Source organism: Salinibacter sp. (assembly GCF_036626415.1).
Classification (GTDB): domain Bacteria; phylum Bacteroidota; class Rhodothermia; order Rhodothermales; family Salinibacteraceae; genus Salinibacter.
In genome coordinates, this window is record NZ_JAZKRW010000048.1 from 1 (window position 1) to 20,550 (window position 20,550).

17 protein-coding genes are annotated in these 20,550 nt (G+C 67.4%); 13 read left to right on the forward strand and 4 right to left on the reverse strand.

Features of this window, described 5'->3' with window-relative positions; all coding sequences use genetic code 11:
- A partial coding sequence (locus V5A20_RS07150) for a hypothetical protein (protein WP_332327002.1) occupies positions 1-207 on the reverse strand: 207 nt, incomplete at its 3' end.
- Between the two features lie 195 nt (positions 208-402).
- Between V5A20_RS07150 and V5A20_RS07155 the strand changes: the two genes are divergently transcribed.
- The 11 genes from V5A20_RS07155 to V5A20_RS07205 all read left to right on the forward strand — a co-directional run bounded on the left by V5A20_RS07155 (position 403) and on the right by V5A20_RS07205 (position 16,169).
- Positions 403-1,575 (forward strand): ATP-binding protein, encoded by a 1,173-nt coding sequence (locus V5A20_RS07155; RefSeq protein ID WP_332327003.1) that lies wholly within the window; start codon positions 403-405, stop codon positions 1,573-1,575.
- A 175-nt stretch (positions 1,576-1,750) separates the two neighbouring features.
- On the forward strand, positions 1,751-3,295 hold the full coding sequence (locus V5A20_RS07160; protein WP_332327004.1) for a S1C family serine protease: 1,545 nt from the start codon (positions 1,751-1,753) through the stop codon (positions 3,293-3,295).
- 81 nt (positions 3,296-3,376) lie between these two features.
- Positions 3,377-4,591, forward strand: coding sequence for a chorismate synthase (aroC, locus tag V5A20_RS07165; RefSeq protein ID WP_332316830.1), 1,215 nt, complete (start codon positions 3,377-3,379; stop codon positions 4,589-4,591).
- Between the two features lie 109 nt (positions 4,592-4,700).
- Positions 4,701-7,526 (forward strand): PAS domain-containing hybrid sensor histidine kinase/response regulator, encoded by a 2,826-nt coding sequence (locus V5A20_RS07170; RefSeq protein WP_332327005.1) that lies wholly within the window; start codon positions 4,701-4,703, stop codon positions 7,524-7,526.
- A gap of 131 nt (positions 7,527-7,657) precedes the next feature.
- Entirely contained in the window at positions 7,658-8,500 is an 843-nt protein-coding gene (locus V5A20_RS07175; RefSeq protein ID WP_332317060.1) for a T9SS type A sorting domain-containing protein, read from the forward strand.
- A gap of 191 nt (positions 8,501-8,691) precedes the next feature.
- A complete protein-coding gene (locus tag V5A20_RS07180; RefSeq protein WP_332327006.1) occupies positions 8,692-10,302 on the forward strand; it encodes a phytoene desaturase in 1,611 nt (536 codons plus the stop codon).
- Positions 10,303-10,311: 9 nt separating this feature from the next.
- Complete coding sequence (locus V5A20_RS07185) at positions 10,312-11,082, forward strand: DnaJ domain-containing protein (protein ID WP_332327008.1); 771 nt, start codon at positions 10,312-10,314, stop codon at positions 11,080-11,082.
- A gap of 109 nt (positions 11,083-11,191) precedes the next feature.
- Complete coding sequence (locus V5A20_RS07190) at positions 11,192-11,581, forward strand: DUF2294 domain-containing protein (protein ID WP_332316126.1); 390 nt, start codon at positions 11,192-11,194, stop codon at positions 11,579-11,581.
- Positions 11,582-11,881: 300 nt separating this feature from the next.
- Positions 11,882-13,321 (forward strand): proton-conducting transporter transmembrane domain-containing protein, encoded by a 1,440-nt coding sequence (locus tag V5A20_RS07195; RefSeq protein WP_442978431.1) that lies wholly within the window; start codon positions 11,882-11,884, stop codon positions 13,319-13,321.
- A complete protein-coding gene (locus V5A20_RS07200; RefSeq protein ID WP_332327010.1) occupies positions 13,311-15,752 on the forward strand; it encodes a DUF2309 domain-containing protein in 2,442 nt (813 codons plus the stop codon). The genes V5A20_RS07195 and V5A20_RS07200 overlap by 11 nt, the downstream gene beginning before the upstream one ends.
- Positions 15,753-15,812: 60 nt before the next feature.
- The gene (locus tag V5A20_RS07205) at positions 15,813-16,169 is read left to right on the forward strand and encodes a P-II family nitrogen regulator (RefSeq protein ID WP_332327011.1); all 357 of its coding nucleotides are present in this window, start codon (positions 15,813-15,815) and stop codon (positions 16,167-16,169) included.
- 142 nt (positions 16,170-16,311) lie between these two features.
- Here V5A20_RS07205 and V5A20_RS07210 read toward each other — a convergent pair whose 3' ends face one another.
- Positions 16,312-16,686 (reverse strand): hypothetical protein, encoded by a 375-nt coding sequence (locus tag V5A20_RS07210; RefSeq protein WP_332316122.1) that lies wholly within the window; start codon positions 16,684-16,686, stop codon positions 16,312-16,314.
- Positions 16,683-16,961: a hypothetical protein gene (locus tag V5A20_RS07215; RefSeq protein ID WP_332316120.1), complete on the reverse strand. Its 279-nt coding sequence runs from the start codon at positions 16,959-16,961 to the stop codon at positions 16,683-16,685. Before V5A20_RS07215 ends, V5A20_RS07210 begins: the two co-directional genes overlap by 4 nt.
- 339 nt (positions 16,962-17,300) lie before the next feature.
- Between V5A20_RS07215 and V5A20_RS07220 the strand changes: the two genes are divergently transcribed.
- The gene (locus tag V5A20_RS07220; protein ID WP_332316119.1) at positions 17,301-18,098 is read left to right on the forward strand and encodes a VOC family protein; all 798 of its coding nucleotides are present in this window, start codon (positions 17,301-17,303) and stop codon (positions 18,096-18,098) included.
- Positions 18,099-18,125: 27 nt separating this feature from the next.
- Here V5A20_RS07220 and V5A20_RS07225 read toward each other — a convergent pair whose 3' ends face one another.
- On the reverse strand, positions 18,126-18,731 hold the full coding sequence (locus V5A20_RS07225; protein ID WP_332327012.1) for a YceI family protein: 606 nt from the start codon (positions 18,729-18,731) through the stop codon (positions 18,126-18,128).
- A gap of 235 nt (positions 18,732-18,966) precedes the next feature.
- On the opposite strand from V5A20_RS07225, the gene V5A20_RS07230 reads away from it, so the two are divergent.
- A partial coding sequence (locus V5A20_RS07230) for a type IIL restriction-modification enzyme MmeI (RefSeq protein WP_332327014.1) occupies positions 18,967-20,550 on the forward strand: 1,584 nt, incomplete at its 3' end.

The following is a 20,550-nucleotide window of genomic DNA, read 5'->3' on the forward strand; positions in this document are numbered from 1 at the left end:
CAGCCTCCGGAGTCCTGGCGGTTCGCCCGCGAGCAAGTCGTACCCCCCGAGGTCAGCGGCACCGACACCCTCAGGGTTCAGTCCGTGACGAATGACGAAAACGGCCTCTGGGTCGTCGCGGAGAACCGAGTATTTTTTGGCCAGTCTGGCGGACGCAGCAGTCAGACAGAGGATGCGTACATGTGGGAAGCTGTGGATCCACTGCACTTCCCAAAGCCCAGTAGGACAAGAGCAGCTGTCAGTCCAGACAGTACGCTGTGGCTCAGTCACGGATCGGATCTCTTTCGCTACGAGTGGGACGAGGGCTCGGGGAGCCCGCCGCTGACGCCGCCGCCGTCGCCAATCGTCCGGCGGGTCTCTCTGCTCGAAAGTGGCCGGACGGTACACGGAGGTGCCAGTCCGGTGTCCGGGGACGGCCCTGCCCTGGCCCTTTCGTATGGTCGGGACTTCCAGGTGGAGGTCGCGGCGCCCCAGTACCGCACCGTGGAGCCGCATCAGTACCGCTATAAGCTGGCCGGGCGCAGCGATGAATGGAGCGACTGGACGACCGACGCCCGCCAGCGGTACCGAGGCCTCTGGGAGGGCACGTACCAGCTCGACGTGCAGGCCCGAAACGACCGTGGGCAGGTCAGTGAGGCGTCGACGTTCTCTATTCAGATTCTTCCGCCCTGGTACCGCACGCCCTGGGCCTACCTCGCCTACGGCCTCGGGTTTATCGGTCTGGCCTACGGCTACCGGCGCTACCGTCTGGTGAAGAGGGAGCGGCGGCAGGCCCGCGAGCGGGTGCGTCAACTGGAACGCGAGCGCGTCGTCGCCGAACGGCTCAAGGAGGCCAACGAACGACTTCGGGAGGCCAATCGCCTCAAGGAGGACTTCCTCGCCACGACCTCCCACGAACTGCGCACCCCGCTGACCAACATCCTCGGCTCCCTGGAGGTGCTCCGGGGCATGATGGACGGGGACCAGGCGAAATTTCTGGATATGATCGAGAAGAACGGCCAGCGACTCAAGCGGACCTTGAACGCTCTTCTCGACCTGTCGATGCTGCGATCCGGGGACGAGGAGCTGGACCTGGAGCCGACGCCGCTCGACGAGTGTGTGGAGCGCATGGCGTCGGACCTCCGGGCCGATGCCGAGGAAAAGGGACTTGCCTTTCGGGTGGACCTCTCGGAGCCCCCGGTGTGGGCCCGCCTCAACGACCAGTACCTCGAGCAAATCCTTCGAAACCTGATCGAGAACGCCATCAAGTATACGGACGACGGATCGGTGGAGGTCTCGACGGGGACCGTCGACGATCGGGTGTACGTGGAGGTGGAAGACACGGGCATTGGCATCGACGACGAGTTCCTGCCGGACCTCTTCGAAGAGTTCAAGCAGGAATCGCGGGGGCGGTCGCGCACCTACGAAGGGAACGGACTCGGCCTCGCCATCTCGGCCCGCTTGGCGGACCAGATGAACGGCTCCATTCGGGTCGAGACGGAGAAGCACGAGGGAAGTCGATTCCGCGTGGAGTTCCCGCGCGCCTCGGATCCGGCGTCCGCTGAGATGGAGGACCAAGACACGGTTCGGGGTTGATCGACCGGGGCCCTCGGCCGCAATGGAGGCACGGAGAAATCGTCGCAGTCGTATTACACCTGCGGGCGGTTAAAGGGAGGGAATGGGACGTGCACCGGGCGGCTCGACGGAAACAATTTGAGGAAGACAAGGTGGAGTTTGAATCCTGTTCTCCCCTCTACGCTGCGCCAAGGCCATGGCCTCGTCTTCGAGAGGTTCTACACGAGTGCTTGCCGGGATTGGGCTCGTGCTGGTGGGCCTGCTGGCCGGAATCCTCGTGATGCTCCTGGCGGACGACGAGTCGGACACGACCGAGGTGGCCCGGATCGTAGAGCGTGTGGAAACGACCGAAGCGGCCGAGACGACCCGCACGGCGTCGGCCCCGCGCGAGTGGAAAGAGAGCGGCCCGCCCCCCGCGACCCTCAACCGTCTCTTTCGGGAGGTGGCCCGCGGCGTAACCAAAGGGGTCGTGTCGATTCGCGTCGCGTCGGGTCCGGACGGTGGAGAAGAGAATCCGTTCGGACAGCCGTCTCAGAACCTTGGGAGCGGGGTCATCATCAGTCCGGAGGGATACATCGTGACGAACAGTCACGTCGTGGACGAGGCGGAGCGCATCCAGGTGCGGCTGACCGACAAGCGGCAGTTTGAGGCCCGAGTCGTGGGCACGGACGCCTCCACGGACCTCGCGGTCCTCAAGGTGGACGGGACGGGGTTCCCGGTGGTGCCCCTGGGCGACTCGGATCAGGTGCAGGTGGGCGACTGGGTGGTGGCGGTGGGCAACCCGCTGCAGCTTACCTCAACGGTCACGGCCGGCATTGTCAGCGCGTTGGGGCGCCAGCTACGGATCATTGAGGATCAGTTTCGGATCGAGAACTTCATCCAGACCGACGCGGCCATCAATCCGGGCAACTCGGGCGGGGCCCTCGTCAACCTGAAGGGGGAGCTCGTCGGCATCAACACGGCCATCGCCAGCCGAAGCCGGCGGACGGAGGGCTACGGCTTCGCAATTCCGTCGGCGCTCGTGGAGCGGGTGATCACCGATCTCATTGCGTACGGGGAGGTGCGACGCGGGTACCTGGGCGTCAGCATTCTCCCGGTAGACGCGGAGCGGGCCGATGAGATTGGACTCCGCAACATTCGCGGCGTGTACCTGGAGGAGGTGCAGTCCGGCAGCGCAGCGGACCGGGCCGGCTTGCAGGGGGACGACGTGGCGGTCTCCATCATGGGCGAGCCGGTGAACGCCCCAAACGACCTTCAGAGCCTGATTGCTCGTCAGCGTCCCGGCGACACGGTTTCGGTAACGGTGTGGCGAAACGGCACCGAGCGTACGTTTGAGGTAGAGCTCATGGGCGAAGACACGCCTGTGTATCAAGAATGGCTGAGCGGCCTCCAGTCAGGCCCCTCGTCCGAGTCCCCCACCCCGGAGTACCAGCCGCCCGACGATGGCGAAGGCGACGCGGCCGTGACCGAGGTGGACGGGTGGGACGTGGGGCTGCGCCCGCTGGCAGACACGGAGGCGTCTGTCTTCGACGTGGACACGGGGGCGTACGTGGCGTACGTGGAGAGTGGCGGAGGGGCGGCGGCCGCCGGGCTGCCCCGCAACGTGGTGGTGACCCACCTCGACAACACCCGCGTCGAGTCGCCCGCCGATGTGGTCCAGTATCTGTCGGAGGCCACCGGGCCGATTCTCCTCCAGGTCCGTCGCCGCGACGGCACCCCCGCTTTCTACGAAATCGAGTAGCAATCTTTGGAGTGCCCTTCCCAAGGAGGGCGCGCTCTCGTTCTGTCCCCCATTCTCATTCCGATGTTCAACGACCACAGCATGCTCCGATACCTGACGGCCGGCGAGTCGCACGGCGAAGCCATCATCGGCATCCTCGAAGGCGCCCCGGCCCAGCTGCCGCTCACGCCCGACGACATCAACGAGCACCTGGCCCGGCGCTGGCTCGGCTACGGACGGGGGGGGCGGTCCAAGATTGAGAACGACAAGGTGCACATCTACTCGGGCGTGCGCTTCGGGGAGACGCTCGGAAGTCCCATTTCCTTTCGCATCGACAACGGGGCCTACGAAAAGGACAAGGCCGGATGGCCCGAGAAGATGGCGATCGAGGGGGAGCCGCCCGAGGACATGGAGACGGTGACGATGCCCCGTCCCGGCCACGCCGACCTGGCGGGCAAGCAAAAGTACGAGCACGACGACATGCGGCCCGTCATTGACCGATCGAGCGCTCGCGAGACGGCCATGCGGGTGGCCTGCTGCTCCGTCGCCCGGCGCCTGCTGAATGAATTTGGCATCGAGGTGGGCAGTCACGTGGTGCGCATCGGCGACGTGGGGTTCGATGCGCCCGAGGAATGGGCCGAGCGCCGCAACGCGCTCATCGAAGAGGGTGGGGGGGCGAGTGCCATCTACGAGGCCGCCGACGAGAGCGCCACGCGCATGCTCGACGACGAGATGACCGAGCGCTGCGTGGCGCACATCGACCAGACGAAGAAGGATCGCGATTCACTGGGGGGCGCCTACGAGGTGGTCGTCACGGGCGTGCCGCCCGGTCTGGGGTCGTACGTGCACTGGGACCGCCGACTCGACGGCCAGCTCGTGCAGGCCATCTGCTCGATCCAGGCCCAGAAGGCCGCCGAGGTGGGGGACGGCTTCCGCAATGCCCAGCGTCCGGGCTCGAAAGTGCACGACCCCATCGAGCCCCGCGACGACGGCCAGCAGGCCTACCCACGACGCACCAACCATTCCGGGGGCACCGAGGGGGGCACCACCACGGGCATGCCGCTCGTCGTGCGCGGCTACATGAAGCCAATCCCGACCCTCATCAAGCCGCTCGACTCGGTCGACACCGCGACGGGCGAGCCGCAGCCCACCCGATACGAGCGGAGCGACATTACGAGCGTGCCGGCCGCCTCCACCGTGGCCGAGGCCACCGTCGCCTACACCGTCGCCAACGCGTTTCTCCGGAAGTACGGCGGGGACTCCGTGCCCGCGATCCGGCGCCACGTGGAGGCCGACCGGGAGGCGCTCGGTGCGTAAAGCGGAAGGCCTCTCCAGCCTCGCTCGCACGAGGACGGCCGAACACCGCATTGGGTGAGCAAGTAGAGACTCCTCCCTCAGACGCCGACATCACGAGGTACGGTCGCCCATGTCTCCTGATTCCCCATCCGACGTGGACCCCTGCTCCACAGGCCCGCTCGTTCAGCGGCCCGGTGCACTGAAAGAGTTTGTGGAGGCCATGCCGGCCCCCGTCGCCATGCTTGACGACGACTGGCGCATCGTCACCCACAGCCGGGCGTGGCTGGAGGTGTTCCGGCACGAGGGGGACGAGACGCACGCCCCCATCTCGCTCGACCGAATCGAGTCGACCGGACAGGCCGTGCCTGAGCGCGAGGCCCTCCCCGCCCCCACGGATCAGCGGGCGTTCTTCGAGGTGTTCGCCGACCCCGAGGACGAGTGGCGGGCCGCATTCCTCCGAAGTCTGGAGGAGAAAGGGAGCCTGCGGGGCCACGAGCGGCGGCTGTTTCAGCCGGACGGGCCCACCTACTGGGTCGATTGGGAGGTGCGGCCGTGGCAGACCAAAAATGGGGCGGAGCAGGGCGTGCTCCTCTCTGTCGTCGATCGGACCGAGGAGCGACAGGCCAAGGGCCTGCGCCGGCAGGTGGACCACCGCTTCGACAAACTCGTCGGGACGATTAGCGAGGGGGTCCTCCTCATGGACGACGAGGGGGTGTTCCGGGACGGAAACGAGGCCGCCCAGAACATCCTCGGCCGGCCGCTCGACGAGATCATTGGCAGCCGGTTCGACGCGGACATCTGGAACGGGCTGCGGGAGGACGGCACGCCCCTCCCCAACGTCGAGTTTCCGTTTTGGCGGGCCCTCATCGAACGCGAAGCGGTGCAGAACGAGGTGATGGGCCTCTACCCGCCCGACGCGCCGCCGCGCTGGATCCGGGTGAACGCCCAGCCGCTGTTTCGGGCCGGGCAGGAGGCCCCCTACGCCGTCCTCGTCTCGTTCGACGACGTGACCGACGAGCGGCTCAAGGAAGAGGCGCTCCAGACCTCGCGCGACCTGCTGTCGAGCGTCCTCAGCAGCTCGCTCGATGGCATCATCGTCTTCCGGGCGATCCGGGACGCGAACGACGCCATCGCCGACTTCGAGTGCGTGCTGGTCAACCCGCAGGCGGAAAAGCTGTTCGAAAGCACGGCTGAGGATGTGGTCGGCCTGCGGCTGCGCGAGAGCATGTCCCGGCAGGAAGAGAAGGGGCTGTTCGACGCGTACCGTACAGTGGTGAACACCGGCGAGCCGGCCGAGATGGAAATCCATTACGACACCGATGGAGAGGACGCCTGGTATCAGGTGATGGCCGTGAAGGTGGACAATGGCGTGGCCGTGACCTACCGCGACATCACCGACCGGAAGAAGGCCGAACGGCAAATCCGCGAGCAGGCCCAGCTCCTCGACAAGGCCCGCGACGCCATTCTGGCGCACGACCTGGACGGGCGAATCGTGTACTGGAACAAAAGTGCCGAGCGCCTCACCGGCTGGTCGAGAAACGAGGTCGTGGGCGCGCAGGCCCACGACTGCCTCTACGCCCCCAACGAGGAGGACAAGCTTCGGCAGTGTCACCAGACGATGATGGAGAAGGGAGAGTGGACGGGAGAGCTCCACATGCGCACCAAGGACGACGAAGAGCGCATCGTCGAGAGCCGGTGGTCGCTCGTGCGCGACAGCACCGGGGAGCCGAAGCATGTGCTCGTCATCAACACCGACATCACCGAGCGGAAGCGACTGGAGTCGCAGTTCCTGCGCTCCCAGCGCATGGAAAGCCTCGGGCGCCTCGTGGGTGGCATTGCGCACGACTTGGGCAACCTGCTGGTGCCCATTACCCTCGGCGTGAAGGTGCTCAAGCGTCGGGTGGGCGACACCGACGACAAGGTGGACCAGACGCTCTCGATGATCCAGAAGAGCGCCGAGCGCGGCTCCGACATGGTGGAGCAGGTGCTCGCCTTTGCCCGCGGGGTTGAGGGCGAGCGGGTGGCCCTCCAGCCGGAACTGATCGTCGAAGAGGTCGAGGAAATGACGAACGAGACCTTCCCGGAGGACATCGAGGTGCGCACCCGGACGGACACAGACCTACGCCCGGTCGTCGGGGACGCGACGCAGATCCAGCAGGTGCTCATGAACCTGTGCGTCAACGCCCGAGACGCCATGCCCGACGGCGGCACGCTTACGGTCGAGGCCCGCAACGTGGACTTTTCGGAGCGGGAGGCGCGGCGCAACATCGAAGCGGAGCCGGGCGACTACGTATGCATTGAGGTGCGCGACACCGGCACCGGCATGCCCGACGACGTGGCCGACAAAATCTTCGAACCCTTCTACACGACGAAGGAGGAGGGCGAAGGCACAGGGCTGGGGCTGTCTACGGCCTACAGCATCATCCAGAGCCACGACGGGTTCATGGATGTGGAGAGCGAAGAGGGGAAGGGCACGACCTTTTGGATCTATCTTCCCGCCGCCGACGAAGACGCGACCGTGGAGGCCTCGTCCACGACCAACGGGGCGCCGGAGCACGAACGTTCGTCGTTTGACGGAGACGGAACGCGGGTGCTGGTGGTCGACGATGAAGAGTTTGTGCTGGAGTCGGCCCAGCAGGCCCTAGAGGCAGTCGGGTACCAGGTCCAGACCGCCCTCGACGCTGCGGCGGCCCTTCGGGTTGTGGAGACGCAGGCCATCGACCTCGTCATCACCGACCTGCGCATGCCGGAGATGAGCGGGTTGGACCTGATCCGGCGGCTCCGGGATCGGCATCCGGACCTCCCCATCGTGGCCGCCAGCGGGGTGGCCGACGGCCGCACGGAAGAGGCCCTCGACGCCGGTGCGCAGACGTTTCTGGCCAAGCCCTTTACCGCGGAGAAGCTGGAAGGCGCCCTTCAGGAGGTCCTCCTTGCCTCCAAAGGCACCCCGGCGTAGGCCGAAGCCGGAGAAGGACACCGAGGAGCGCGCAGTGTCGTCGCGTCGGTTGCCGAACTGCCGTTCCAGTCCCGTTGTCGTTCCGACGCCCACACTGCGTTTGGGCGCGGCCCCCGAAGAGGTGGCACCGAATGAACCAAGCCCAAAAGCGCAAGCTGGACCGTTTTTGCATGGCCAAAGACAACCCGCGCAACGGCGTGGCCGCACTGTGTTGGCGTACACGAGGCCGGCGCTTTTCTTGTCTTCTCCTGATCGGCGGACTGCTGTTGCTCTCGTGCCGTCCGTCCTGGGGGCAGCCCGTCTCCTGCACCACGGCGGTCAACAACGCAACCGTTCTCATTCCCGACACCGTGGCCGTGGAAGGGGACGAGTCGGCCTTCTTCCGTCCCGATTCCGTCGCCGTCCTCTCGCCGGACGAGACGTGTGTCGGCGCCGCGCGGTGGCGAAGTGCGGCGCAGACGACGATGGCGGTGGCGGGGCGTGGGCCCTTTGAGGACGGCGGACTGAGCGAGGAGGGCTCGTTGCGCTTCCGGCTGTATGGGGCCCGCGGGAAGCAGCATCGGGATGGGACCGCAACGTTTGTGGCGTGCGAACAGGTTGCGCCGGGGCTTCAATCCCTTTGCCGCGACGACGGGCGCTACCAGGACGACGCAATCTACGTGCTGCGCACAATGCGCCTCGGCCCGCTGTCCCCGAACGAGGCCCCCCAGGTGCAGACCCTGCAGCTCTCGCCGCCCGCCCCGAACCCGGTGCAGGGCTCGGTGCGCATCCGCTTCGCGACGCCCGAGCGACAGGCGGTGGAGGTGAGGCTGTACGACGTGCTGGGGCGCGCCGTGCGAACCCTCGGGGGCGGAAAAGTGAAGGGGCGTCACGAGATCCAGGCCGATCTGTCGGGCCTGGCCAGCGGCACCTACTTCGTGCGGCTGCGGGCCGACGAGGACACCAAAACCCGGCGGATCACGGTCGTGCGGTAACGTGAGCGTCTGCCTCCGGTGTGCCGGCGAGGAGAAGGCCACGCCGTCGCCGGACCGATCGATGCGTTCCGACCGCCGACAGTTCTGCTCCAGTACACACGTAACCAAACTGTGTTGATGACGTGCGAACTCCCTCTGCTAGGGAGTCGTTCGGATCGTCCGTATTTTGATCGCCTTGCCCCTCCAGACGCATGAGTTGGCTCACCCGCCTCGCCCACCGCGACGATGCCTCCCTCAACACACGCACCACGCCCCGTCCGGCGGGGCCCGATGCCCCCCACGCCGTTGTGGTCGGGGCTGGAGTGGGGGGGCTCGCATCCGCGATTCGGCTGCGGACGCGCGGCTTCCGCGTCACGCTCCTCGACCGCCTCGATCAGCCCGGCGGGCGGGCCCGTGTCTTCGAGCAGGATGGCTTTACGTTCGACGCCGGGCCCACCGTCATCACCGCGCCGTTTCTCTTTGAGGAGCTCTGGTCCCTCTGCGGGCGCGACCTCGAGGACGACGTGGAGCTGGTGCCCGTCGACCCCTTCTACCGCATCCGCTTCGACGACGGGACGGCCTTCAACTACACGGGCGACACGGAGAACATGGTGGAGGAAATTGCCCGCTTCGCGCCGGAGGACGTGGACGGGTACCGCCGCTTCCTGGAGAAGAGCGAAGAGATCTTCGAGGTGGGGTTCGAAGAGCTTGGGCACGTGCCGTTTGACAACGTCACGGACATGCTTCGCATCGTGCCGGCGATGATGAAGCTGCAGAGCCACCGTACGGTGCACAGCCTCGTGTCGAAGTACATCTCCCACCCCAAGATCCGGAAGGTGCTGTCGTTCCACCCGCTGCTGGTGGGGGGCAATCCGTTCAGCACGACGTCTATCTACACGCTCATCGCCCACCTGGAGCGCAAGTGGGGCGTGTGGTACGCCATGGGCGGCACCGGCTCGCTCGTGCAGGGAATGGCGACCCTCCTCGCGGACCTCGACGTCACGCAGCGCTACGGCGCAGAGGTGGATCAGATTCTCGTGGAGGATGAGACCGCGAGCGGCGTCCGCCTCGACTCCGGCGAGACCATTCCCGCCGACCTCGTGGTCTCGAACGCCGACGTGGGCTGGACCTACCGCCACCTCGTGGCCCCCGAGCACCGCGACACGTGGACGGACCGCAAGGTGGAGAACATGGACTATTCGATGAGCCTCTTCGTCTGGTACTTCGGGACGGACCGCACCTACGAGGACGTGGAGCACCATTCCATCCTGCTGGGGCCGCGGTACAAAGGGCTGCTCGACGACATCTTCGACCGCAAGGAGCTGGCCGACGACTTCAGTCTCTACCTGCACCGCCCGACGAAGACGGACCCGTCGATGGCGCCCGACGGCCACGACGCGTTTTACGTCCTCTCGCCGGTGCCGCACCTGGAAAGTGGCGTCGACTGGCGCCAGCAGGCCGAGCCCTACCGGCAGGCCGTGGAAGACTACCTGGCCGACACGGTACTGCCGGACCTGGGAGAGCACCTCGTCACGAGCCGCATGCTCACGCCCCGCGAGTTCAAGACGGACTACAAGTCGCTCAAGGGGGCGGCGTTCAGTGTGGAGCCGAAGCTCACGCAGAGTGCCTGGTTCCGGCCCCACAACCAGAGCGAAGACGTGGAGCATCTCTACTTCGCGGGCGCCGGCACGCATCCGGGGGCGGGCCTTCCGGGCGTGCTGTCCTCGGCCCGCGTGCTAGACACGATCGTGCCGGCCCCGGAGGCGTTCGGCGTGTCCGTTTCTCAGAACGGCGCCGGAGCACGCGTGGAGCCCGTCGCGTAACAACATCCCATGCCCCGCTCCGACGACGCATCGCCGCCCGACCACTACGCGCGGCTTGGGGTGCAGCCGTCGGCGTCGGCCGACGAGATCCGAGCGGCCTACCGCCAGAAGGCCCGCGAGACGCACCCGGACCACAACCCGGACGACCCGAAGGCCGCCGAGCGGTTCCAGACGGTCAAGGAGGCGTACCAGGTCCTGCGCGATCCGGAGCGCCGTGCGTCGTACGACCGCGCCCGCACGACCCCGCAGGTGCCGAAGGTGCTCCGGATCACGCAGCGGGCCCCGGCGGGCTGCGGCGGGTATCTCTGGCGGGTGTTTGCGGGCCTCGCCGCGGTCGGGGTCTTCTTCGTCCTCGAGGCCCTGGGCGTGTGGGCCGCGGACGTGTGGACCCTCGCGCTGGCTGTGGGCGGGGGGGCGCTCGTGGCGGGACTCATCACGGCCCTCGTCGCGCGTCGCTTCCCGGATGAGGCCACGGACGTCTCGTTTCGTCTCGACGCCCAGCGGTTTCAGATGCGGGCCGACGGCCGGACGGTAGTTCGCCTGGCGTGGGACCGCGTAGATGAGGTCGGGGTTCGGAACGAGGGGCAGATGGTGATGCGGGTCGACCCGGGGGCGGTTCAGGGACTGCGCCCGGTGCCGCCCGTCCTGACGACCGTCAATCGCCGAGGCGACGGTGCAGTGCTCCGGTTCGACCTCTCGGACACCGACGTGCCGCCGCGTGTTCTGAGCTCGTTCCTGCGGGCCACCGATCCGATTCCGGCCGTCCGGGGGGACGAGTAGGTCGGGCCCGCGTTACGGCCGGCGGCGTCGGGCTGGACAAACTCAGAAGCAGCCCGTATCCTTCCCGTGGATAGCGTCGCGCATCGTTTCACTGCTTGCGTCCGGCCCGATGGCTCCCCCCACCGTCCCGCCTGACAAAACGAAAGGTCAAATTGAAGCCGCGGTCACCGAGGCGATTACCCAGTTCGAGCGCGACTATCTGGGCCGGGGGCCGAAGCAGGCGAAGTCTTTTATCGTCGAGAATCTGGTCGTCGTCAAGCTGCAGGGCATCTTGAGCCCGGCGGAGCGCCAGTTGAGTCACGAAAACGGAGGGGTGGAGCTCATCAAGAAGATGCGCACCCGCCTGATTGAGAGCTCCAGTGAGGACCTATCCGGTCTTGTGGCGAAGGAGACCGGAATCGAGGTCGTCAGCATGCACACCGACATCAGCGCCCGGACTGGAGAACGCATCTTTGTCTTCAGCCTCGACGCGGACCTGGAGACGGCCCTGCAGCCCTGACAAGAACGGCCCGTAAAGTTTCGGTAAGAGCGTGGGAGTCCCCTTGCGCCGTTCACAGACGGGTCATATATTTGCGTTCGGCTGATGAAACGGAACGCTCATCGGGCGAGCCGTCTCCTCAGCCCCTCATTCTGCTCCGGCACGCACGCCGCGCACACGCCCGGATCGGGCGGGTGCAACGATTGCAGGCCGACATTCAGCGCCCCAGCGGCGTTGCGTGTCGGCTGTTTTTGTTTGTGGGCCGTTCTGAGTGCCGGGGCCGTGCCTGGACGACGCCTGCGCATCGAACTTCGATTCTGGATGATTCGCGCTACGTCTTCGCGTCTGCCACGTGTGCTCACGCGCCTTGCGTGGGGCCTCTTCGCCCTCAGCCTCGCTGCCCTCGTCTGGTCGCCGTCCCTCGAATGGGCCGGGGATGCGATCCTGCGGGTCGACGGCCTCACGCGTGTGATGGCGCTCGTGACGACGTTCGTAAGCGGCATCGTGCACAGCTTTTCGCGTCGCTACATGGCGGGGGCAAAGCGCCTGAATGCGTTCTATGTTCGTCTCTTTGGGCTCACGCTGATCGTGCTGCTGCTGACGGCGGCCAACCACCTCGTGCTGTTTGCGGGGGCGTGGGCGGCGATGGGCTGGGTGCTGGCCGACCTGATTGGGCACATCCGCGGATGGCCGCAGGCGCGGGCGGCGTCGCGGTATGCCCGACAGCACTTCCTGGGCGGCAGTGCTCTGTTGGCGGGCGCACTCGGGCTGCTGGGCGCGGGGGCAGAGGCGTGGACCATCAGTGGGGTGCTCGCGGCCGTCGGAACGCTCCCGCCGCTCATCGTGGCGGGGGCGGCGGGCCTGCTGCTCCTCGCCGCGATGGTGCAGTCGGCCCTCGTGCCGTTTCACTGGTGGCTGCTCTCGTCCATGACGGCCCCGACCCCCGTCTCTGCGTTCATGCACGCGGGCCTTGTGAATGCGGGCGGCGTGCTCCTCGCGCGATTTGCGCCCGTCGTGTTCGAGCTTCCCGTCGTGATGGGGGCCATCGTCCTCGCTGGAGGCGTCAGTGCGCTGCTGGGGCAGGCGTGGATGCTCGTGCAGACCGACGTGAAGCGACAGCTGGGCGCCTCCACGGTGGCCCAGATGGGATTTATGGTGCTGCAGTGCGGATTGGGCTTTATCCCCGCCGCCATCGCCCACCTGATCCTGCACGGGTTCTACAAGGCGTACCTGTTTCTCGCGTCCGGGTCGGCGGTGACGCACACGACGCCAGAGTCCCCCGAGGCCTCCGATACGGGAATTGCGGAAGGGCTCGTCACGGCGGCCGCGGCGATTGGGGGCGGCGCCCTGTTTGCCACGCTCACGGGCAAGTCGCTGACGGCCCTCAACAGCGGAACTGTGCTCACGATCTTCGTGGTGCTGGCCGTGGTGCACGCCACCCGCACGCTCGTGCGGCGCACATCGCTCTCCCGACCCGTGCGTCTCGGGCTCATTCCCGCGGTCCTGCTGCCGGCCCTCGCGCTGTATGCCGGTGTCTACAAGGGGGTGGGAATGCTTTTCACAGACGTGCCGTCGGCCGTGGCCCCGATGGCGCTCACGCCGCTGCACGCAGTCCTGCTGGTGGCCTTCGGGGCGGCATACGTCGCCGTGGAGCGCAGATGGCACCGGGCCAGCACGCGCCTCTACGTGATGCTCCGCAACACCGCCCAGCCCCTGTCGACCACGCTCCTCAACAACCGGGACCAGTACAATGCCCATTGACCGATCGGTCGTGCGGGCCCGCATCGAGAACGCCGCCGAATACGTGGGCCCGCTCTGGCCCCTAAAGACCTTCAACGCGGCCAATCCGCTCCAGGGCTTCGAGGACCAGCCCTTCGACCGGGCGGTCCAGAAGGCCGGGCAGCTCTTTGGGGGACGGGGCTACCCGGGCCCGCAGGTGTTTCGGCAGGCGTGGGAGAATGGCGAGATCGACGCCGACGTGCTCACGCGCCACCTCGCCGAGCACGGCATCACGGAGCGCCCGGAGGTCCTGCTGGGCCGGATGGACGCCGACGCCGCGGGCCACGACGCGACGCCCGCCGACCAGCCCCTCGACCGCGTGCTGACGAAGTGGCTCTCCGCCTTTCTGGATCAGGGGCAGGCCTCTTGGCCGATGCCAAACCGAGAAGACGGCTTCTACGCGGCGTGGCGGACCGTGGCTCCGTACGACGGAGAGATTCCCGGCGTCGATCGCCCGTCGGACCTGCCGGACACCCTCGTCGAAGCGTTCGAGGCCGTGCTGGAAAGCTACCCGGAGGCGCGGTGGGAGCCGATCTTCGTGCACCACCTGACGGCGCTGCCGGGGTGGACGGGCTTCATCAAGTGGCGGTCGCGGCGCGCCGACACGGCCTGGCAGGAGGCCCATCCCATCACGCTGACCCAGTACCTGGCGGTGCGTCTCACCCTCGCGGACCGCATGGGGGGCGCCATCGCGCCGGACCGGACCGAGGATCTCCCGACGAACGGCACCGACCGGCCGGCCCTGCCCCGCATCTGGCTGCGCGCCTGGGAGGAGAGCTATCGCACGCGCCTGCTGGACGACCTCCGGCAGGCCCCCTCCTCGGCGCCGGAGACGGACCGGCCGGACGCTCAGCTGGTGTTCTGCATCGACACGCGCTCGGAGGTCATTCGGCGCCACATCGAGCAGCAAGGGCCCTACGAGACGCACGGCTACGCGGGCTTCTTTGGGGTGCCCATGCAGCATCAGGCCTACGGTACTGGGGAGCGCGTGAAGTCCTGCCCGCCGATCGTGGACCCGAAGCACCGGGTTGTGGAACGTCCCGTCGAGTCTCATCGGGCCCAGGCCGATCGCTACGATTGGTGGGCCCAGCTGGAACGGGCAGGGACTACGCTTCTGGCGACCCTCAAGAAAAACATCGCTGCGGCCTTTGGCTTCGTAGAGGGAAGCGGGGGCTTCTTTGGGGCGGCCATGGCGGCGCGGACGCTCCTGCCCTCTGGGCTCTTTCGTCTGGCCGAACGCCTCGACGAGCGCCTGCCGGGCCCGGAGGCCTTCTGTGCGCCGACCGTGGATCGCGCCCCCGCCATCGACGCGGACACCGAGGACGGCCTGCCCGTAGGGCTCTCCCACGAAGCGAAAGTCCTGTACGCCGAGGCCGCCTTCCGCCTCATGGGTTGGACCGACACCTTTGCCCCCATCGTCGTGTTTACCGGGCACGGCAGCCAGACGCCCAACAACCCGTACAAGGCGAGCCTCGACTGCGGGGCGTGTGCCGGCAATCCGGGCGGCCCCAACGCCCGCGTGCTGGCCGCCATCTGCAACGAGGACGCCGTGCGGGCGGCGCTGCGGGAGCGCGGGATCGACATTCCCGAGGACACCGTCTTCCTCGCGGGCCAGCACAACACCACGACCGACGAGATCACCCTCTTCGTGGACGACGACAATCCGCCCGTCGCCCCCGAGGCGCTCGGTCGACTGCGGCGCGACCTGCAATCGGCCCAGGCCGATGCCGCGACCGAGCGGGTCCGCACCCTGAACACCACCGTCGACGAGGGGCGTCCGGCGGCGGCCGTGCGCGAGACGGAGCGCCGGGCGGCCGACTGGGCGGAGACGCGGCCGGAATGGGGGCTGGCCGGCAACGCCGCGTTCATCGTGGGGCCCCGCGAACTGACGCGCGGGCTCGACCTCGAGGGGCGGTGCTTCCTGCACTCTTATGACTGGGCCGCGGACGACGACGGCACGGCCCTGGAAACCATCATGACGGGGCCGCTGGTGGTGGGCGAGTGGATCAACACGCAGTACTACTTCTCGACGGTCGACAACGCCGCCTACGGCAGCGGGTCGAAGGTGACGCAAAACGTGGTGGGCAAGCTGGGCGTGGTGCAGGGCAACGGAGGAGACCTCATGAGTGGGCTGCCCCTGCAGTCGTTGAAAGCCGACGACGAGCGCGTCTGCCACCGCCCGCTGCGCCTCCTGGCCCTGATTCAGGCGCCCACGGACCGGGTGGAGGCCATCCTCGACCGCCACGCCGCCCTCGCCCACCTTTTCGACCACGAGTGGATGCACCTCACGGTGATGGACCCGGCGCAGGACCCCGCATTCATGCGCTACCGCCCGGGGGGCGGCTGGCGGCCACAGCCTGCCCCCAAGGCCTCAACGGCGACGGAGGTCCGGGCGTCTGCCGGGGCGCCGTGAGGCGACGGACCACACATCGACCCCTTGAACCCTTGAGTCGAATTGAGACTGCGCACTCCCATGAGCGATGACACGACCCCCAAAGACACGCGGCACTCACTCCATCCCCTCAAGAAAATCGAAATCATCGTGCGGGGGGAGAAGGAGCCGTTCGTAAAAGATCTCCTCGACGACTCGACGGTGAGCGGATACACCATCCACCACAACGTGACGGGCCGCGGCGAGCACGGCTTCCACGAAGGGCGCCTGCTCTTCAACGACCGAGACGGCCTGGTCATGTTTTTCGCCGTGGGGCAGCAGGAGGCGATCCAGACCATCGTGGACGGCCTCACGCCCTTCTTCGAAAAGAGCTCGGGCGTGATGTTTGTCTCCGATACGCACGTCGTCCGGCTCGACAAATTTCTGCAGGAGGAGTAGAGGCTCGAAAATCGCACCTCGACTGTTCTCACACCAGCCTCGATGCGTGCTCCTCCTCGGTTAGCGACAAAGCGGGTGTGTCCGGGAGGTTGCCGGAGCATCGACGTGGCGGGCCTGTCGCGTCAACTGGGTCGACTGCCGGCTACGTCTCGGCCGCAAGCTCCCAGTATCGCTCAGCCAATGAAACGAACTGCTCGGCACGCGCCGTTGGGAGAGATCGGCCTTCGTAGTGCCATTTCCGCCGCCAATTCTTGGCGTCGGTCATGACTGAATGGGCGTTCTTTTCCAGGAGCCCGAGCTCGTCAACGAAGACGAGATACACGGCATTGAGCACGCCGCTGTGAGAATCTCTCGATGAGCGGTCGTGAGCCAAGAGAAGCGCATTCACGGACGCGATCATCGAGAAGTACGCCTCGGCGCCTGCCACCCCGTTCCGGACGTGCTCAAAACAAAACCGCGCAGCCTCGAGGTGAGATTGCGCGGCATCGAGATATTCGTCCGTGGTGTCGAGGCTCATATCTCCACTACCTCCTCGGACAGTGACACCTCGTCTCGCGGCTCCGCGGTGAACGGCACCTCCACGCCGTTCTCGATCAGTTCGGTGCTCAGCTCCGACCCGACTTGATACGCCTTCTCCAGATCCATCTCTACGACGGCGACGAGGCCGAACGGGTCGTACCGCTCTCCTGAGACGGGATCACGGGTCACCACGTAGAGGCCGCTCAGCCGGTCGCCGAGACGATCCCGAATAATCTCGGGGGCGGTCCGTTTCTTGGCGCGAGTCGTCGGCATGACAGGGAGCGCATTTGTTTGACGGTCATTCATTATGCCAGCGCGCATACCGCTGGTTCCCAATCGAAAAGAACTCGGTACAATTCCTTCTCACGATGTGTCTCTCCGTTCCCGCCACAGACGTTTGGGCTCGCCACCCAAGGTGACTGCGGTGCCGCCTACGGCAATCGTCTCTTCACGTCCGCGACGGTGACGCGTAGGAACCTCCAGTTCGAAGAGATCGTGCGGGCCCTGCGGTCGGCGTGTGGGCAGGGATGTGCCCCTGTTGTGCCGTCACCGAGCACGACCTTATGCCGTTCTCGCTCGTTCGCCCACTCTCTCGCCTACTTTCAGCCGCACGTGCCCACGCCCCCCCGCCTCGTCCTCGAAACCAGCCTCTACGCCGACGACCTGGCGGCCGCCGAGCAGTTCTACGCCGGCGTGCTGGGGCTGGACGTGATGCTCCGCACGGAGGGCAACCACATCACCTTCCGGTGCGGCCCGGGCGTGGTCCATGTCTTTGATCCCGCCGCCAGCCGCGACCGCGCCTCGCTGCCGTCCCACGGCGCCGACGGCCCGGTGCACGTCGCGTTCGGGGTGCCCACCGATCAACTCGCCGCGTGGCGGCGCCACTTCAACCGGCACGACGTGGCGGTGGAAGACACGGCGCAGTGGGACGGGGGCCGGCGGTCGCTGTACGTCCGTGACCCGGCCGGCAACAGCGTGGAGCTGGTAAGCGATTCGTTGTGGAGCACCACGACCCGGGCCGAGCGACTGCGGCGAGTCCGGCCCGTGCTCAACCTCGACACCTCCGAGTCGCGGCCCGTCGAGCAGTTCCAGAACGAGACCCTGCGTCCCATCCTGAAGCTCCTGAATCCCACCATCCTGCGCCTCGTGGCCGAGCGGCTGGCGCGCTACGGGGTTGGCTTTGCGGCCATGGACCGGGCGGATCAGCGCGATCGCCTCCGCAACCTGATCAAAGAAGACGGCCGCCTGAAGCGCACGCTCCTCGGCCTGGTGGTGGGGCACCTCACCGAGGCGGAGCTGGAGACCTACCTCGCGCACAAAGATGAGGTGCGTCGTCGCACCGTCCCGATGCTCCTGGCCCGCGCCCAGGACCAGATCGACACGATCGTGGAGCAGGTGCGCGGGGCATAGGGAGGCGACCGGCCGGGCCGGCCGGGGCTACTTGGACGGAGGGCGCCCCACTACGTCCATGTCGATTCGGATGGTGTCCCCCACGGTGAAGCCCATGAAGCCGGGCCGCTCGACCTCAAACTGAGACAGGGACACCGGAAACTGGGCCGTCGCCTGCACGGTCCCCTCCCGGGCACGCACCTCGACGGTCTCGTCCAGCGCGTGGGTCTGTCCGTGAAAGGTCAGCTCGCCCGTGATGGCCCAGCGTCCCACCGGCCCGTCGGCCCCTCGGCCCCACACCACCGGGGCAAACTCGGTCCCCCGAAACTCCACGAACGGGTACGTGTCCGCCTCCGTCACGTCGCGCATCCCCCGGTCGCGCCGGTCGTTGCCACTGTCGAAGCTCGCCACCGGCACCCGCACCACTGCGCGACTGCTGTCGGGGGCATTTGGGTCGAGGACGAATTCTCCCCGCACGCTGCGGCTGGTGCCGGTCCAGCTGTGGAGCGGGGCCGTGCCGGTGTAGTCGATCACGCTCTCGCTCGAGTCGATCGTCGCAGTCACGCGCTGGGCGGACGTCGGGGCCGCGGCGAGGCCGGCGCACACGCTCGTCGCCAGGAGACAGAGACCGATCGATCGCAGGAGGGCGGCCATGGAAGGGAGGAACTGGTTGACAGAATGCGGACGTGTAGCCACGAGGAGTGCCCGAACGACGGTCCAGGAAAAGAACAGCGGATGGGGAGGCATAACCCCCTTTTCACCTCCGAGGGATGCTCAACGAATGGAGGCTGCCGTCCCGAGCCCGTCGGCCTAGCCGGGCGCGTTTCGACTCTCGCCGCCGATTTGTACGTTCACAAACGCCGATCCGCCTCCACCGTTTTCCGTTCGCATGACCGTCGACGCCTTCATCGAGCGCTACGAAGACACCGAGGCCTCCGAGCGGGGCGCCGCGCAGATGTTCTTGGGCGACCTGTGCGACGTACTCGACGTGCCCCGCCCCGATCCCCCGCGGGCCGAGACCCGCAAGAATCAGTACGTCTTTGAGCGCCGCGTGGACTACCCCGACCAGTCCGACCGCGAGCGCGGCTTCATCGACCTCTACAAGCGCGGCTGCTTCGTGCTGGAGGCGAAGCAGGGGAGCGACGCGCCCTCCGAAACGGAAGGCGAGCGCCTCGGGGTGGAGGAGCCGACCCGCCGCTACGGCACCGCCCGCCGCGACCGCCGCGAGTGGGAACGCGCGATGCAGCGGGCCAAGAACCAGGCCTACCGCTACGCCCGCGGCCTGCCAGACGAGGAGGGGTGGCCCCCGTTCCTCGTGGCCGTCGACGTGGGCTACTGCATCGACCTCTACGCCGACTTTGCGCGGCAGGGCAAAAACTACGTCCCCTTCCCCGACGCCAATTCCCACCGCCTCTTCCTGGAGGACCTGCGCGACGAGGCCGTCCGCGAGCGGCTGCGCGCCGTCTTTGCCGATCCCCTCTCGCTCGACCCCACCCGCCGCTCCACCGCCGTCACACGCCAGCTCGCCGAGAACCTGGCGAAGGTGGCCGCCTCGCTCGAAGACGAGCACGACCCCGACCGCGTGGCGGGCTTCCTCATGCGGTGCCTCTTCACCATGTTTGCGGAGGACGTGGAGCTGCTGCCGCCCCGCTCCTTCACGGAGCTCCTGGAGCGCTGCCGCGGCACCCTCGACGCCTTCCCCAAGATCCTCGACAGCCTCTGGGCCACGATGGACGCGGGCGGGTTCGACTCCGCCATCATGGAGGACGTGCGCGAATTCAACGGGTCGCTCTTTGAAGACCACGACGCCCTGCCCGTCTCCGAGGCGCAGCTGGAGCTCTTGATCAAGGCCGCGGAGGCGGACTGGTCGGACGTGGAGCCGGCCATCTTCGGGACCCTGCTGGAGCGGGCGCTCGACCCCCGCGAGCGGCACAAGCTGGGCGCCCACTTCACGCCCCGCGCCTACGTGGAGCGCCTGGTGGTGCCCACTGTCATCGAGCCGCTGCGGGAGGAATGGGACGCCGCCCAGGCCGCCGCCACCAAGCGGGAGGCGGACGGCGACGACGAGGCGGCGCGCGAGGAGATTGTGGCGTTTCACCGCCGCCTCTGTGACGTGACGGTGCTCGACCCCGCCTGCGGCTCCGGCAACTTCCTCTACGTCACCCTGGAGCACCTGAAGCGCCTGGAGGCCGAGGTGCTGAGCGTGCTGGAGGACTACGGCGGGCAGCAGGCGCTCGACATGGAGGGCGGCTACCGCGTCTCGCCCGAGCAGCTAATGGGGCTGGAGGTGAACCCGCGCGCCGCCCAGATTGCCGACGTGGTGCTCTGGATCGGCTACCTGCAGTGGCACTTTCGCACCCACGGCGACGCGGACCGCCTCGACCCGCCCCTGCTCGACGACGTCGACAACATCCAGACGCGCGACGCGGTGCTGGCCTACGACGAGAAGACGCCGCGCACCGACGAGGACGGC